Origin of the sequence: Flavobacterium daemonense, assembly GCF_007341385.1 — a bacterium.
GTDB classification, from domain to species: domain Bacteria; phylum Bacteroidota; class Bacteroidia; order Flavobacteriales; family Flavobacteriaceae; genus Flavobacterium; species Flavobacterium daemonense.
The window spans coordinates 41,064-57,316 of record NZ_VJYD01000010.1 but is presented as its reverse complement, the minus strand read 5'-3'; the positions used below and the strand labels follow the sequence as shown (position 1 = coordinate 57,316).

Genomic DNA, 16,253 nt, shown 5'->3' with positions numbered 1-16,253 from the left:
CTAAATTTTATGTAATAAATATAGCACTTTTGTATGTTATGCGCTTTGAAAAATTAAAATTAATTAAAATATTCAGCATTAGAATTAGTCTTTTTTGAATGAGCTAATCTTAAAATCTATAGAGTTAATTTTATTTGCAGGCTATGATGAAATTTGATAAACATAGATTAGCATAAATGTTATTCAAATTTAAAGTCATGAAAAAAGAGCAAAAACACGAAACCGACTATATTCAGAAATATCAAGATGAAGGCTACACCGCAAATTTTTTATTTGATAACGGTGGCCTGATAGATTCTGATACAAAATATGCATATCAACCAGACGAAATCTACATTGTTGCGCACCACCGATACGAGGGAATGAGCAATCCAGATGATATGTCAATTTTGTACATAATTGAAACAAAAGATCATGTTAAAGGAACCCATTTAATAGGATATGGCCCTACAGCGGATTTAGACGAAGCCGAATTTTTTAAAGATATTCCGAAAAAGAATTATTCAAAAAACGCTGACATCAGCGAACTTACTTAAGATAAAATAAATAGGTATTTTTATTTTGCTGAGGAGCAGTTGTTCCAGATTTATCTGGGGCAGCTGTTTTTTTTTAAAGACGCTAAGTTTCTAAGATTCTGAGTTACTAAGTTTTTTAAACCTTTGCGAAACAATGGTTTTCACGTTTGCTAAATGACTTAGCATCTCAGAATCTTAGAAACTTAGAATCTTGTAAATAAAAATTATGAAATATCTGACTGAAATTGTGTAAGGGTTTGATTTACAATTAATACGAAATTTGGATTATACAAAATGAGAAATATTATAAACTCATTTTTATAAAACAAATTAAGTACTGACTGCTTTATTAAAACCAAACCAAAATGAAAAAACTATACATAAACAATGGTGAATTTGATACTGTTTTTAATGATCTTAAAGACAGTTTTAATGGCACGTTAAGTGCACAAAACAATGAATATAATTTAGATATTCAATCAAAATGGACAAAAGGCTCTATAAAAGGAACTCGCTTTGACGACAAAATTTTATTTATGCACTTTGATTTGGTTTTTCATCAGGATGTAAGTTTAAGTATCGAAGCATTTCAGTCGGCTCCAGTGTTTTTTGTTTACTGTGAAAACGGAAAAGTATGTCACAGTTTTGGAGCAAATGGAGAAAAGAAAATTTTAAGTAAAAACCAATCGGCAGTTTTAAACAATTCGTCTGTAATTAATAGTGTTTTGTATTTTGAAAGCCATAAACGCATTCAGTTTACTTTGTTAGGAATGCCAACGCTGGAGAATAAAACTACACCATTAGTTTCGCAGGTAAAACAGCATTTTACAAACGATTCTGGCAACTATATTTATATCGGAAAAGAGAATTCAAGAATTTCAAAAAAGATTCACCAATTCAAAACAATGCCTGAAAAAGGAGTTGTTGGCACACTTCTTAAAAAAAGCATTTTAAATCATATTGTTGAAATGGAATTAGAGCAACACGCTTTCAACTATTTGTCAACATTTGATCCTATCGTTGATTTTGCAGAAAGACAATTCGCAGAAATAAAACGAATTTCGACCATGAGTTTTTCTGATGTAATGGCATCAGTAAAACTTTTCAGAGCCAGACACCATTGGTCATTTAAACTTTATAACCAAAAATTAGCTAGCTGAGAAGCAACATATATTTATCTTGAGATACTAAGATGCTAAGATTCTGAGGTTCTGAGTTTTTTACTTAGGGTCTCAGGATTTTTTTTTTTGGTCTAATATCTTAGAACCTTAGTCCCTTAGTCCCTCAGAACCTTAGCCCCTCAAACTACTCTTTTTCATAATAAATAATAAAATAAACCATAATCAGATTAAGGCAAAGCGAAACACTATTGGTAATGATGATAGGAAGATCTTTTTTCAAAACGCCATAAATAATCCAGACCACAATCCCGAAAGTCAGAATTCCGAAAGTTTTAAGGGAAATATCCTTTACCTTTTTGGTTTTCCAAACTTTTAAAATCTGCGGAATTGTAGAAAATGTGATACACGCTCCAGCAAATAATCCTATAATGTCGATGTAGTTCATTTTTTTTAAGGTTCTGAGGTTCTGAGATGCTAAGGGACTAAGTTTTTTTTAACGATAATTATTGCGTACTTTTTGTCATTTCGACTGAAAGGAGAAATCGCACTAGAAACTCGACAACGATTGGCGATTCTCTTTGTAGACTTGCGAGTGTGATTTCTCCTTTCAGTCGAAATGACAAAAAACAGCGCAAACTCGTTTAATCCGTAAAATCTGCGGGCAAAATTAAATCACCCACCAACCAATTCCCCGCCATTAATATGAATAAATTGCCCCGTAATATAACTGCTGTCTTCGCAGGCGAGAAACACATATGCAGGCGCAACTTCTGAGGGTTGTCCCGCTCGTCCCATGGGGTTGTCTTTTCCAAAATCTGAAATTTTGTCAAAACTTGCTACAATCAGCGGTGTCCAAATAGGGCCTGGTGCTACGCCATTTACTCGAATTTTTCTTTTTGCAAGCATTGTTGATAATGATCGTGTAAAACTTACAATCGCACCTTTCGTACTTGCATAATCAGCCAAATGATCGCTTCCGCGATACGCTGTTACAGAGCTTGTGTTGATAATCGCATCGTTTCCATTCAAAAAAGGCAAAACCGCTTTTGTGATATAGAAATACGGATAAATATTGGTTTCAAAAGTCTTTTTAAGCTGTGTTGCCGTAATTTTCTCTAATTCGCTTTGCGGAAACTGAACCGCCGCATTATTGACTAAAACATTAATTTTTTTAAATGTGCTGACGCATTGTTTTACGGCACTTTTACAGAATTTCTCGTCCTTTAAATCGCCACTTATAAGTAAACATTGTTGCCCTTCTTTTTCGATTAATTCTTTTGTAAGCAACGCGTCTTTATCTTCTTTTAGATAAACGATGGCAATATTCGCACCTTCTCGGGCAAAATGAACCGCCACGCTTCGGCCAATACCGCTGTCACCGCCTGTTATAAAAGCAACTTTGTCAAAAAGCTTGCCGCTTCCTGTATAATTTTTACGAATTATTTCGGGTTCCGGATGCATTAGGTATTCATTTCCCGGAAGTTCTTGTTTTTGTTCTGGAAATGTTTTTGTCTTTTTCATAACATTTTGATTTGTAGTAATTTATTTCTAATATAGTTCTGTTTTAACCAAAAAATTGACTGAAATAGTTTTAAGATTGCCTCAAAAACGCTCATTTCTTAAACATGGGAATTATATAACGAATTGTATTTTGGATGAAAACTAGTTTTAACTTTTCTTTATAAATTTGAAGGTTGAGCCAAAGCTGTCCAAAATAGGATCAGATGTTTTGTACGACTTTTGCCTAATTAACATTTCAGACCAAAACAAATTCATAACGCTATTACCCCACACAGCATGGTATTAATTGTAGACGATATAAAGGCAAATATTATTGCCTTAAAAAAAACATTAGAGCTGCATAATATTGATGTCGATACTGCTGAGTCGGGGGAAGAAGCCCTGAGGAAAATCCTAAAAACAAACTATTGCCTCATTATTATGGATGTTCAAATGCCGGGACTTGACGGCTTTGAAGTGGTAAAAATCCTTTCGGGAAATAAACGAACAAAAGATATTCCGGTTATTTTCCTTTCTGCTTTAAATATCGAAAAAAAATATATTTTCAAGGGTTATGAAACTGGGGCTGTGGAATATATCACAAAACCAGTGGATACCGATTTGCTAATGCTGAAGGTCAAAACCTTCATCAAAATCTACGAACAGCAAAATGAATTGAAAGGCATTAAAGATCTTCTTTCAAAAGAAATAAAAATCAGAAAAGAAGCCCAAGACAATCTTGAAATTAAAATTGCCGAAAGAACAAGAGAACTAGTTCTGAAAAATGAAGAATTGGAGATGAAAAACCACGAACTCCAGCAGTTTGCTTGGGTGGTTTCGCACGATTTGAACGAACCAATCAGGAAAATCCAAATTTTTATAAAAATCATTAAGGATCTTTATTTGACTGCAGATGCAAAAGCAATTGATTACGTGGATCGTACAATAAAATCGGCGGAGCGAATGCAGACTTTGATTACGGATCTTTTGGCGTATTCGCGTTTATCGGCTCAGGTAAAACCAGAGAGTACCGATTTGAATGTAGTTTTGCAGGAAGTACTTTCAGATTTTGATTATTTGATTGACCGAAAAAATGCAACCATCAAAACATCAGAATTGCCAACAATCGACAGTATTCCGAGTCAGTTGCGCCAAGTGTTTCAAAATTTGATTGGAAATGCGATTAAATTCTCCGGAGCAAATGAGCCTCCGCTAATCGAAATCACTTCAGAATTAATTTCGGAAAAATCTATTGACAGTCCGACTTCGCCAAATGGAAAATATTGCAGAATTACGGTAAAAGACAACGGAATTGGTTTTGATGAAATTTACTTGGATCGGATATTTATTATTTTCCAAAGCCTAAATGACCGCCAGACGTATGAAGGAACCGGAATTGGACTGGCAATCGCAAAAAAAATCATAGAAAAACACAACGGATTAATCACTGCTAGAAGCGAAGTAGGCAAAGGTGCGAGCTTTATTATTGTACTTCCTTTAAAATATGAATAAAACAGTATCAACAAATATGAAGAATAATTTTAAAAGAAATCTGCTGATCAGTTCTTTAGTTTCGTTAATAGTACTTACAATCAGCTCTGTTGCGTCGTTTATCAGCATTAAAAGTTTGCTGAACAGTAATTTCTGGGTCAATCATACTCAGGAAGTAATTTATAATCTAAACGAAGGTTCGGCAATTATTACAGAGGCGCAAACTAGCATGCGCGGTTACTTGATTACTGGCGATGAACAGTTTGTGGACCGATACAACGAATCTGAAATTAAATCCAATGCCTATTTTGATAAATTGGACGAACTTACAGTTGATAATCCTTCGCAGCAGCAATCATTAAAGGAATTGCGTGTCATGCGTACCAATTTTTTCAAATATTTGAACAATCAGATAGTCAAAAAACGTCTGGGAAAAAACACAATGGTTTTTGATTTGAACGAAGGCCGACAGATGATGAATGAACTGCGTGCGGTGATCAAGAAAGTCGAAACAACCGAACAAGGACTTTTGGCAGAACGAAATTCAAATTCAGACAAATACGGAACTTACAGCTTGATATTGATTGTTGTGGCGTTTTTTATTGCGTTTATTATCTCAATAGTTTTCTTGATCCGTATTCTGAAAGATTATAACGAACGTTTGGGCTTGCAGCTTGAATTAGAGAAAAAAGACCGCGAAACAGCACAGCGAATTGAAGCGATTAGTACAATTGCAACCAATATTTCTAACGGAAATTATGACATTCGTGTTGATGACACAAAAGCCGATGCGCTTGGAAGCGTAGGAGAATCATTGAACACAATGGGCGTAAATCTTAAAAGCTCATTTGAGTTGTTGTCGCAAAAAGAGTGGCTTCAAACCGGTATTGCCGACTTAAATAATGCAATGCTTGGCGAAAAACCGATGCATAAATTATCAAAAGATATTATTGAGTTTTTATGCAATTATACCAACAGCAGCGCGGGTGTGATGTATGTGATCGAAGGCGAGGAGCTTGCCATTACTGCTGGTTATAGTTATATTCCGAGTAAAAACAGGGAGTTCATCAAAAAAGGTGAAGGTCTTATTGGTCAGGCAATTGCTTCCGGAAAAATATTGGAATTAAAAACCTTGACGCCAGATGATATTCAGATTGATTATGCTCTTGGTCAAATTAAACCGACTCATATTGTAGCGTTGCCTTTGTATGATAATAAAATTGAAGGTGCAGTTGAATTGGCAAGTATTTATGGATTCTCAGAATTGCATTTGGAGTTTCTGAAAACCGTTGCAAACAATATCGGAATTGCGATTCGATCAACGCAAAACAGAAAACGAGTTTTGGAACTTCTGGAAGAAACAAAATCACAGTCGGAAGAACTGCAAGTGCAACATAGTGAATTGGAAGCTATTAATGCCGAATTAGAAGCGCAGACCGAAAAACTTCAAGCTTCTGAAGAAGAACTTCGCGTGCAACAGGAAGAATTGGAACAAACCAATGAAGAATTGTCTGAAAGAAGTGTTTTATTGGAAGAAAAAAACAACGAAATTCAGAAAAAATCAGAGGCTTTAGAGCTAACAACACGTTATAAATCAGAGTTTTTGGCGAATATGTCTCATGAATTGAGAACGCCTTTAAATTCAATTCTTCTTTTAAGCCGATTATTGTCTGAAAACAATAATAAAAGCATGAACAATGAAGAAATTGAATTTGCAAAAGTGATTCAGAGTTCTGGAAATAGTTTATTAGGCTTGATTGACGAAATTTTGGATTTATCTAAAATTGAAGCCGGTAAAATGGAATTGGAATTTTTAGATGTTTCGACAAAAGAAATTACAGACACGCTTTGGAACTTGTTTAATTTGGTTGCGAAAGAAAAAGGAATTGAATTTGAAATTATTGCAAAAGAAGCGCCAATTGTCATCAAAACAGATAAAATGCGTTTGGAACAAATTCTGAAAAACTTGATTTCAAATGCAATCAAATTTACAGAGAAAGGAAAAGTAAGTCTGGAAATTAAGATTAATACAGACGACGACAAAATAATCTGTTTTATAGTAAAAGATACTGGAATCGGAATTCCGATAGAAAAACAGCCACTTGTTTTTGAAGCTTTCCAACAGGCCGACGGCTCAACTAAGCGCAAATATGGCGGAACAGGTTTGGGATTGTCAATCAGCAGGGAATTAGCAAAATTACTAAGAGGAGAAATTATTCTGCATAGTAAAGTAAATGAAGGAAGTTCGTTTACGTTATGTCTGCCCGTTTTCGGATCGGCGTACAATAAAGTGAATGTAGAGAAAATTCCACCAACAGAATTTACGGAAATTGAACCTGAAACCGAATCGGCTCCAGCAAAAAAATACATAAGCACAATAATTCCGGAAGAAATCGACGATGACAGAAACTCGATTAAAGTAGGCGACAAGGTAATTTTGATTGTTGAAGATGATGTCAATTTTGCAAAATCTCTTTTGAGTTTTACACGTCAAAAAGGCTATAAAGGCGTTGTTGCCGTTCGTGGTGATTATGCTTTGAATTTTACGGTGCTTTACAAACCAGTTGGTATTTTGCTGGATATCGAACTTCCGATAAAAAGCGGCTGGGAAGTTTTGGAAGAATTAAAAAATCATTCTGAAACGAAACATATTCCGGTGCATATTATGTCTTCGCACAAATTAAAACAGGAAAGTTTATTAAAAGGAGCAGTTGATTTCTTAGACAAACCAGTAGCTTTTGAGAAAATTCCTGATGTGTTTTTACGAATCGAGTATATCATAAATAAAGAAGCACAAAAGGTTTTAATTATCGAAGATAACCCAAAACATGCTAAGGCTTTGGCGTATTTCTTGGAAACCTACAATATCAATTCAGAAATCAAGAGCGAAGTTTCAGAAGGACTTCAAGCTTTAAACAAAACCGAAGTTGACTGTGTGATTCTTGACATGGGAATTCCGGACAAACAAGCGTATCAAATTCTGGATGGCGTAAAGAAAAATCCGGGCTTGGAGAACTTGCCGGTAATTGTATTTACGGGAAAAAGCTTATCGCTTAAAGAAGAAGTAAAAATTAAAAAGTATGCCGATTCAATTATCGTAAAAACGGCACATTCGTATCAAAGAATGCTTGACGAAGTTTCGCTTTTCCTTCATTTGGTCGAAGATAAAAAAGAAGGAAACGATAAAAAAGAGGGACATAAAAAGCTAAATTTACTGAACAATATTCTGCATGATAAAAAAGTGCTGATTGTAGATGATGATGTTCGAAATATTTATTCGTTGACAAAAGCTTTAGAAGTCTTTAAAATGAATATCATAACGGCTTTTGACGGAAATGAAGCAATAAAGATTTTAAACGAAAATCCAGATACAGACATTGTTTTATTGGATATGATGATGCCGAATATGGACGGTTATGAAACGGCCGAAAAAATACGATCAAACCCGAAACATCTGAATTTGCCGTTGATCGCCGTAACCGCAAAAGCAATGACCGGAGATAGGGAAAAATGCATTAAAGCCGGCGCATCAGATTATATTACAAAACCAGTCGATGTTGACCAGCTGTTGTCGTTGTTGCGCGTTTGGCTGTATGATAAAGTTTAAAATAAATGGTTTCAATAGAAACCTGACAGGTTTTAAAAACCTGTCAGGTTTAATAAATAGTATTAAATGAGTAAAAAACGACTTTTAATTGTTGATGACGATTCGAGGAATATTTTCGCATTAGAACATACTTTGCGTGTCAAATCATATGATTGTTTGTCTTGTACAAGTGCCGAGGATGCTTTAAAGCTGTTAAAATCAGACGAAAAAGTTGACGCAGTATTGCTAGATATGATGATGCCCGAAATGGATGGTTATGATGCAATTCCGCTAATAAAGGCGATACCGTCGCGAGAATCTCTTTTTGTTATTGCCGTAACCGCACAGGCAATGACAGGAGACAAAGAAAAATGTTTAGAGGCTGGAGCAGATGATTATATCTCAAAACCAGTAGATGTTGATAAGTTGCTGCTTATTTTGAGCAGAATTTGAGTAAAATTTGAATGAAGTATGATTGAGGATATTGAATTAGAAACGCTTATCAACGAGGTTTACGAATATTATGGTTTTGATTTTGGAAGCTATTCCAGAGCTTCATTAAAAAGACGCGTCAATAGAGTTTTTCATTTAGACGGGTTTACGCATTTTCATGAATTTCTTTCAAAAGTTCGTTCTGATCCAGAATATTACAAAAGAATGGTAGATGAAATTACGGTCAACGTAACAGAAATGTTTCGTGATCCGGCATTTTACAGTGTTTTGCGAAATCAAATTTTGCCGCTTTTAGGAACAAAACCTTTCATTAGATTATGGCACGCAGGATGCTCGACTGGCGAAGAAGTATATTCAATGGCCATAATGCTTAAAGAGGCTGGTTTGCTTCATAAATCTCTAATTTATGCGACAGACATTAATGCGACCGTTTTAGAGACAGCCAAAAAAGGAATTTTCCCGCTCCGAATGATGAAAGAGTATTCGCAAAATTATCGCGATGCAGGCGGGCAAGAAGACTTTTCGAGTTATTATACCGCAAATTATGGCATTGCAAAATTCAACGGAGATTTAGCAGAGAAAATGGTCTTTTCGCAGCATAATCTGGTTTCAGATACTTCGTTCAACGAGTTTGATATGATTTTGTGTCGTAATGTTTTGATTTACTTTGATGCCGATTTACAAAAACGCGTCATTAATTTATTCGACGAAAGTTTAGCTGTTCTAGGCTTCTTGGCTTTAGGAACAAAAGAAACCATTAAATATTCTGTCGCTCCAAACAAATACAAACAATTGGATAAAGATAAAATATGGAGGAAATTAAAATAATATCAGATTGTAAAGTAGTCATCGTTGGAGGATCTGCAGGAAGTCTGAATGCTTTAATGCAGATTTTGCCAGAACTTATCAAACTCAATGATTTTGCATTGGTAATTGTCCTTCATAGAAAAAGTACTGACGATCAAACGTTAGAAGATTTAATTACATTAAAATCCAACATACAAGTTAAACCTGTTGAAGACAAATTCCCTCTTTTACCAGGTTTTATCTACATCGCGCCGTCAAATTATCATTTATTATTTGAGAAAGAAGGGATTTTGGCATTAGATACTTCTGAAAAAATAAACTACAGCCGTCCAAGTATTGATGTGTCTTTCGAATCGGCAGCAGAGGTGTATGGATCTTCTTTAATCGGCATTTTATTATCGGGCTCAAATTCTGATGGAACTGAAGGTTTGAAAGCAATAAAAGCAGCGGGAGGAACAATTGTGGCTCAAAATCCGCTTTCAGCAGATATGCCTTTCATGCCTAATAATGCAATTTTATATTCTGATCCCGATTTTATTTTGAATACACAGGAAATACTTCATTTTATTGCTTCAATAAATACGAAATAGATCATAATCTGAGTTCGATTATTTTTTTTATCCCGCTAGGGATTAAATATTGGTAGAAAAAAATATCACAGTTTTGTTTTGTCCCATAGGGACTATATATTTAATGCCATTTTTATTTATTTATGCAAAATATAGTCCCTACGGGACAAATGAGCATTCGGTAAAACTAATTTCTACCAACATTTAATCCCTAGCGGGATAAAAAAACAGCTCCAGTGAGTTTTTACAATTTTAAGCAAATTTGATGCCCAACTTGTAGGTATTATTTCAACTCAAACACCTACAAGGTTTTGAAAACCTTGCAGGAATTTAAGTCTTAATTTTTAGGTTGCGGTTTTTCATCTTCCGGAAGAATAATTTTATTCAGTTCCGCTTCCTTTTCCGCTTTTTTTCTTGCTGCTTTTCCTTTTCCAATAGGCAATCCAGCCGTAATGTACCAAGAACGGTTGAATTGATTATTTGGTCCGTCGCCTTTCATTACTTGCACTAAACCATAATAATATTGAACTGTAAAATTCATTCCGTTTCCAACGTTTAAATGATATCCCACACCAGCGGCAAGTCCGGCATCAATAACGCGAACTTGATCGCGAATGTTTCTTTTGTAGATGATATCGTCTTTGTCGTATTCATTTTTGAACTCGTCAAACGCTTTGGCCAACAAACCAAATTGCGGTCCAGCTTTTACGTAAATATTATTTTTGAATTGATATTTAACCAAAATCGGAACATTGAAATAACGTATTTCACGGTTTACGCTTCCGCCGGCAAAAGTATTGTCCAAATTAGCATCGCCCGTAGGATAAACAGGAATTCCCTGCGCACCCATAGGAGATTTTACAATAACTCCAGTATTAAGCATCCAAGCCGGATTTTTTTTTGATTTGAGGTCAAAATAAAAGCCAAGGTTAAAACCGGGATTTGTTCCCGAGGAATCCATATTTGAAATAGTAGAAAAATTTACTCCTCCTTCCAGACCAAATTCCAAAAACTCAGAGTTTAACTTATCTCCAAAAATCAAGGAAATCAAAACTTGCGATTGGGCTGAACTGATAGAAAAGAAAATAAAAACGATTAATAAAATCTTTTTCATAGAATGGATGGATTACAGTCCAAATCGATATTGTAAACTTCCTAGCACTTGCGTACGGCTTCCTAAGAAACCACATTCTGCGCGAAACATAAAATGTCTATTGAATTGATATTGAGACCCAACAATGAAGTTCCACATGTCTTTTGGTCTTTTTTGAAGTGAATACTGAACAGATGAGTCACTAGCTGTGCTCAATGCTCCGTCCAGCGTTGCAAGGAAAGTTCCTGCACGATCTAAGGCTCTGTCTGCAGTCGTATGTTTAGCAATATTTACAGGATTTTTTTGTTCTGCCGGACTCAAGCTATCCCACCAGTTGTCAACTTTTGTTTGATTTTCAGCTACTTTTTGCAAACCGCTGTCCACTTTTGCTTGTGCGGTGCTTAGATCAATAAAATCAGATAAAGGCAAATCTCCATTTGTATCTCCAGAAATATGAACTCTAAATGCTCCAACCCAAACAGCAATATTTTGTTCTGATTTATTGAATTTGAAAGTTTTACCTAACCTCGGACCAAAAATATAGGAGAATGCAGGTTTATCCAGTGAACTGATATCTGTCCAAGCCATGTTCATATCGAGAGCAAACCAACCTCCGCCAATACCAATTGTCGGTGTCATACCAATACCAAAAGTAGTGGCGTTAAAATTTGCCTGTGTGCTGAAATTTGCAACTTCTGACCAGTTGTTATTGGCATCTGGAATCCAAATTCCGGCGTTTATTTTTGTGGATGTATTTGCTTTTCCAAAAATTCCATAAATATTTAGAAAGGGAAGCAGCCAAACATCTGGACGAACCGTAAGTGCGCCAGCTTCTACACTTGATTTGTCAAATCGAACAATTTCATCCAAGTTGTATTGCGGACCATGATTGAAACCAATATTCAAATCATTAATTACGATTTGGGATTCCTGCCAGAAATAATTAACAGAAACTCCAGCAGAATAGGGAAGTTTATATCCTTTTTGAGCTACTTTTTCTCCCCAGATCGGTAATGCATAAGGGTATTTCTCTACTTTAAGACTATCTTTTAATTCGGCATTTTTTTTTCCTACAATTTTGTCGGTATAAACCTGTCCAAAAATCTGCATGCTGAATAATAATAAAAAGGCTGATATTAGTGTGGTATTACATTTCATCGATTAGAGTGTTTTTAATGTTAATTAATTGAACTGCGAAAAAATATGTACTAATGCTATTTTGAAATCTTTTTATCTGTATGCTAAATAGGTTTTATTATAATTGGAGGTTAGGGCTTAATAATGTGTTAATTAATGTTAAAGTTAACGAAATTTTCTTACCTCTAACATTTTTTTTTGTGAAACTATAAATTCGATTAAAAATAAATTTATCACCGTTCACTATGCAGGCTAAAGTGTCAATAAGCATACAGATAACACTAGTGTTTAAATCTGTTTTTTATCTGTTTCCATCTGCGTTATTCGTATTCTATTTTAGTCAGTTTTACATTTTTAGCAATATCGATGATTTACATTTTAAAAAATAAATGCTAATTTTACAAGCATGAAATGGATTGCAGCAATCTTATCAATTTATTTGATGGCACTTTCAAATATGCCTTGTGCAGATATGGAAGTGAGCAGTGCTATGCATAAAACTGCCCAATTTTCATCTGAGGCAAATCATACTCATGACAAAGACAATGATTTATGTTCTCCATTTTGTGCCTGCAATTGCTGTGGAGCACAGGTTTTAAGTTACCAGCCTCCAGTAGTTTTCGAATTCTCTAAAGCTTGCAACAAAATAACTGCAGCTTTGCCAACTTATAATTCTGTTTTTATTTCCGATTTCTACGGAAGTATTTGGCAACCTCCTCAAATAGTATAATGACACTTGCCCGATAACTTCGGAGCGAGTTAACGACTTGTGGATTTTCCACAAAACTAGCAGACAAATTCTTGTCTCATTTTTCATGTCATTATATATTTCAAATGCTAGATAAAATCATTCAATTTAGTATACGAAACAAATTCGTTATACTATTATTTACCCTCGTTTTAATAGCTTGGGGAAGCTATTCGCTTAAAAATTTGCCACTTGATGCATTGCCAGATGTTACAAATAATCAAGTTCAGATTATTACAACAGCGCCAACATTAGCAAGTCAGGAAGTGGAGCAGTTGATTACCTATCCGCTGGAACGCGCTGTAAAAACAGTTCCAAATATTATAGAACTGCGAAGTATTTCCCGTTTCGGATTATCGGTTGTTACCGTTGTTTTTGAAGACAACGTTGATATTTACTGGGCGCGCGAACAAATTTTTCAGCGTTTAAAACAAGCCGAAGAAAACATTCCAGATTATGTAAATTCTCCCGAATTAGCACCAATTACAACGGGTTTAGGCGAAATTTATCAATATGATGTTTACGCCAAAAAAGGCTATGAAAACAAATACAGCGCAATCGAATTACGAACCATTCAAGATTGGATTATTATTCCGCAATTACAAGGAATTCGTGGTGTTGCTGATGTTAGTACTTGGGGCGGAAAACTAAAACAATTCGAAATCGCTGTTAACCCAAACATGTTGAACAGTCTTGGCGTGACCATTACAGAAATCTTTAACGCCTTAGAAAAAAACAATCAAAACACAGGTGGCGCTTATATTGAAAAAGAGCAATACACGTATTTTATCCGAGGTGTCGGAATGGCAAAAGGCGTAAAAGATCTTGAAAATGTAGTGGTAAAAAACCGAAATGGTTCGCCAGTTTTGGTTCGCAATGTAGCACAAGTCCGTGAAGGCGTTGCGTTGCGTTACGGCGCTTCTACAAAAGATGGTAAAGGCGAAATCGTTTCGGGTTTGGTTTTGATGCTGAAAGGTGAAAACTCCAACGCTGTTGTAGATCGAATTCACGAAAAAATGGCTCAAATCAACAAAAGTCTTCCCGAAGGCGTTGTTGCCGAAGCTTTTATCGATAGAGGAAAACTCGTTGATAATTCCATAAAAACCGTAACCAAGAATCTTTTGGAAGGCGCATTAATTGTGATTTTTGTGCTGATTTTATTCTTAGGAAATCTTCGTGCTGGGTTAATCGTAGCATCTGTTATTCCGCTGGCAATGTTGTTTGCCGTTATTTTGATGAATGCCTTTGGCGTAAGTGGCAACTTAATGAGCCTCGGGGCAATAGATTTTGGAATCATTGTCGATGGCGCCGTAATCATTGTTGAAGCAACCATGCATCATCTTCAAAAAGTTAAAAATAAAAAAGAGCTCACACAGAAGGAAATGGACGAAGAAGTCTATAATTCGGCTTCAAAAATTAGAAATAGTGCCGCTTTTGGAGAAATTATTATTCTGATTGTTTATCTGCCAATTCTGGCTTTGATTGGTACAGAAGGAAAAATGTTCAAACCAATGGCAATGACGGTTGGTTTTGCGATTATTGGCGCGTTTATTCTTTCATTGACGTACATTCCGATGATGAGTGCTTTGTTTCTTTCGAAAAAAACAGAACATAAATCTAATTTTAGCGACCGAATGATTGCTTGGCTGGAAAGTCATTATACGCCTCTTTTGAATAAAGCGCTAGAACTTAGAAAAGTATTTCTTTCTGTTGCCCTTGGATTATTTGCTTTGGCATTTATTATTTTCCAAAATATGGGAGGCGAATTTATTCCGACAATCGAAGAAGGAGATTTGGCCATCAACGCAAGTATTATGACAGGAAGTTCGCTTACGCAGATGGTAGAAACCGCCACAAAATATGAACAAATTCTGAAAGCTAAATTTCCGGAAATCAAAACCATTGTAACCAAAATTGGAAGTGGAGAAATTCCCACAGATCCGATGCCGATTGAAAGTGGCGATTTGATTATTGTTTTAAAAGACAAAAAAGAATGGAAAGGAAAATACCATAATTGGGAAGATTTGGCAAATGCGATGAAAGAAGAAATGGAAGTGATTCCGGGTGCTAACATTGAGATTTCACAGCCAATTCAAATGCGTTTTAATGAATTAATGACCGGAAGCCGATCGGATATTGCGATTAAGATTTTTGGCGATGATTTAGAGATTTTGGATGCAAAAGCCACAGAACTTATTTCTAAAATAAAAGGAATTGAAGGAATTGGAGATTTAAAGGCAGATAAAGTGACGGGATTGCCTCAAATTACAATCAAATACGACTACGATAAAATCGCGCTTTACGGACTCAATATTTCAGATATAAATCAAATTATCCGCTCATCTTTTGCAGGAGAAAGCGCCGGAAAAATTTATGATGAAAGCAAAAGATTTGATGTTGTTGTACGAATGGATGAAAACAATCGCGGTGATATTACAGATGTGAGCAATTTGTTTATTCCGCTTCCAAATGGCCAACAGGTGCCACTTTCTCAAGTGGCTTCTGTTGAATACGAACAAGGTCCCGTGCAGGTCATCCGCGAAGACGGAAAACGCAGAATTACTGTTGGGCTAAATGTTCGCGGACGAGATATTAAAAGTGTTGTTGAGGAAATTCAGCAAAAACTTGATAAAAACTTTAAACTTCCTTCGGGTTATTATGTGACTTACGGCGGACAGTTTGAGAATTTGATTGAAGCGACACAAAGACTTTCGGTTGCGCTGCCAATCGCTTTGGGGCTCATTTTGATATTGCTGCATTTTACTTTTAAAAGCATCAAACAGGCGTTATTGATTTTTACAGCGATTCCGTTGTCAGCAATTGGAGGTGTTTTTGCGCTTTCGCTGAGAGGAATGCCGTTTAGTATTTCGGCCGGAATTGGTTTTATTGCATTGTTCGGAATTGCGGTTTTAAACGGAATCGTTTTGATTTCTTATTTCAATCAATTAAAAACCGAAGGGATTTTAGAGCCATTGCAAAGAGTTTTAATCGGAACTAAAACAAGATTGCGTCCTGTTTTAATGACGGCGTCTGTGGCTTCGTTAGGATTTTTGCCAATGGCGTTATCGACAAGCGGCGGGGCAGAAGTACAGAAGCCTTTAGCAACGGTTGTTATAGGCGGATTAGTCTCAGCGACTTTATTGACGTTAATCGTTTTACCGATTTTGTATTTAATGCTGGAACGTGGATTTAACCGCAAAGATTTTAACCGCAAAGAGCGCTAAGGTTTACGC

13 protein-coding genes are annotated in these 16,253 nt (G+C 35.7%); 9 read left to right on the top strand and 4 right to left on the bottom strand.

Going from position 1 to position 16,253, the window contains the following annotated elements:
• Positions 1-197: 197 nt before the first annotated feature.
• Both FND99_RS13635 and FND99_RS13630 read left to right on the top strand, forming a co-directional pair.
• The gene (locus FND99_RS13635; protein WP_144338502.1) at positions 198-536 is read left to right on the top strand and encodes a hypothetical protein; all 339 of its coding nucleotides are present in this window, start codon (positions 198-200) and stop codon (positions 534-536) included.
• 344 nt (positions 537-880) lie between these two features.
• Positions 881-1,675, top strand: a complete 795-nt coding sequence (locus FND99_RS13630) for a hypothetical protein (protein WP_144338501.1) — start codon at positions 881-883, stop codon at positions 1,673-1,675.
• Between the two features lie 145 nt (positions 1,676-1,820).
• Here FND99_RS13630 and FND99_RS13625 read toward each other — a convergent pair whose 3' ends face one another.
• Positions 1,821-2,081 carry a SemiSWEET family sugar transporter gene (locus tag FND99_RS13625; RefSeq protein ID WP_144338500.1) on the bottom strand — a complete coding sequence of 87 codons (261 nt, stop codon included), beginning with the start codon at positions 2,079-2,081 and terminating at the stop codon, positions 1,821-1,823.
• A gap of 227 nt (positions 2,082-2,308) precedes the next feature.
• The gene (locus FND99_RS13620; RefSeq protein ID WP_144338499.1) at positions 2,309-3,157 is read right to left on the bottom strand and encodes an SDR family oxidoreductase; all 849 of its coding nucleotides are present in this window, start codon (positions 3,155-3,157) and stop codon (positions 2,309-2,311) included.
• A gap of 276 nt (positions 3,158-3,433) precedes the next feature.
• On the opposite strand from FND99_RS13620, the gene FND99_RS13615 reads away from it, so the two are divergent.
• From FND99_RS13615 to FND99_RS13595, 5 genes are all read left to right on the top strand, one after another.
• Positions 3,434-4,648 (top strand): hybrid sensor histidine kinase/response regulator, encoded by a 1,215-nt coding sequence (locus tag FND99_RS13615; RefSeq protein ID WP_144338498.1) that lies wholly within the window; start codon positions 3,434-3,436, stop codon positions 4,646-4,648.
• Positions 4,641-8,234, top strand: a complete 3,594-nt coding sequence (locus FND99_RS13610; RefSeq protein ID WP_246074216.1) for a response regulator — start codon at positions 4,641-4,643, stop codon at positions 8,232-8,234. Before FND99_RS13615 ends, FND99_RS13610 begins: the two co-directional genes overlap by 8 nt.
• A 66-nt stretch (positions 8,235-8,300) precedes the next feature.
• Positions 8,301-8,666 (top strand): response regulator, encoded by a 366-nt coding sequence (locus FND99_RS13605; RefSeq protein ID WP_144338497.1) that lies wholly within the window; start codon positions 8,301-8,303, stop codon positions 8,664-8,666.
• A gap of 18 nt (positions 8,667-8,684) precedes the next feature.
• Positions 8,685-9,494, top strand: coding sequence for a CheR family methyltransferase (locus FND99_RS13600; protein ID WP_144338496.1), 810 nt, complete (start codon positions 8,685-8,687; stop codon positions 9,492-9,494).
• A complete protein-coding gene (locus tag FND99_RS13595) occupies positions 9,476-10,063 on the top strand; it encodes a chemotaxis protein CheB (protein ID WP_144338495.1) in 588 nt (195 codons plus the stop codon). Before FND99_RS13600 ends, FND99_RS13595 begins: the two co-directional genes overlap by 19 nt.
• 316 nt (positions 10,064-10,379) lie before the next feature.
• On the opposite strand, the gene FND99_RS13590 is transcribed toward FND99_RS13595, so the two are convergent.
• Positions 10,380-11,156: a porin family protein gene (locus FND99_RS13590; RefSeq protein WP_144338494.1), complete on the bottom strand. Its 777-nt coding sequence runs from the start codon at positions 11,154-11,156 to the stop codon at positions 10,380-10,382.
• Between the two features lie 12 nt (positions 11,157-11,168).
• A complete protein-coding gene (locus FND99_RS13585; RefSeq protein WP_144338493.1) occupies positions 11,169-12,293 on the bottom strand; it encodes a hypothetical protein in 1,125 nt (374 codons plus the stop codon).
• 385 nt (positions 12,294-12,678) lie between these two features.
• On the opposite strand from FND99_RS13585, the gene FND99_RS13580 reads away from it, so the two are divergent.
• Both FND99_RS13580 and FND99_RS13575 read left to right on the top strand, forming a co-directional pair.
• Complete coding sequence (locus tag FND99_RS13580) at positions 12,679-13,002, top strand: DUF6660 family protein (protein WP_246074215.1); 324 nt, start codon at positions 12,679-12,681, stop codon at positions 13,000-13,002.
• A gap of 104 nt (positions 13,003-13,106) precedes the next feature.
• Complete coding sequence (locus tag FND99_RS13575; protein WP_144338492.1) at positions 13,107-16,244, top strand: efflux RND transporter permease subunit; 3,138 nt, start codon at positions 13,107-13,109, stop codon at positions 16,242-16,244.
• The last annotated feature ends 9 nt before the right edge of the window (positions 16,245-16,253 follow it).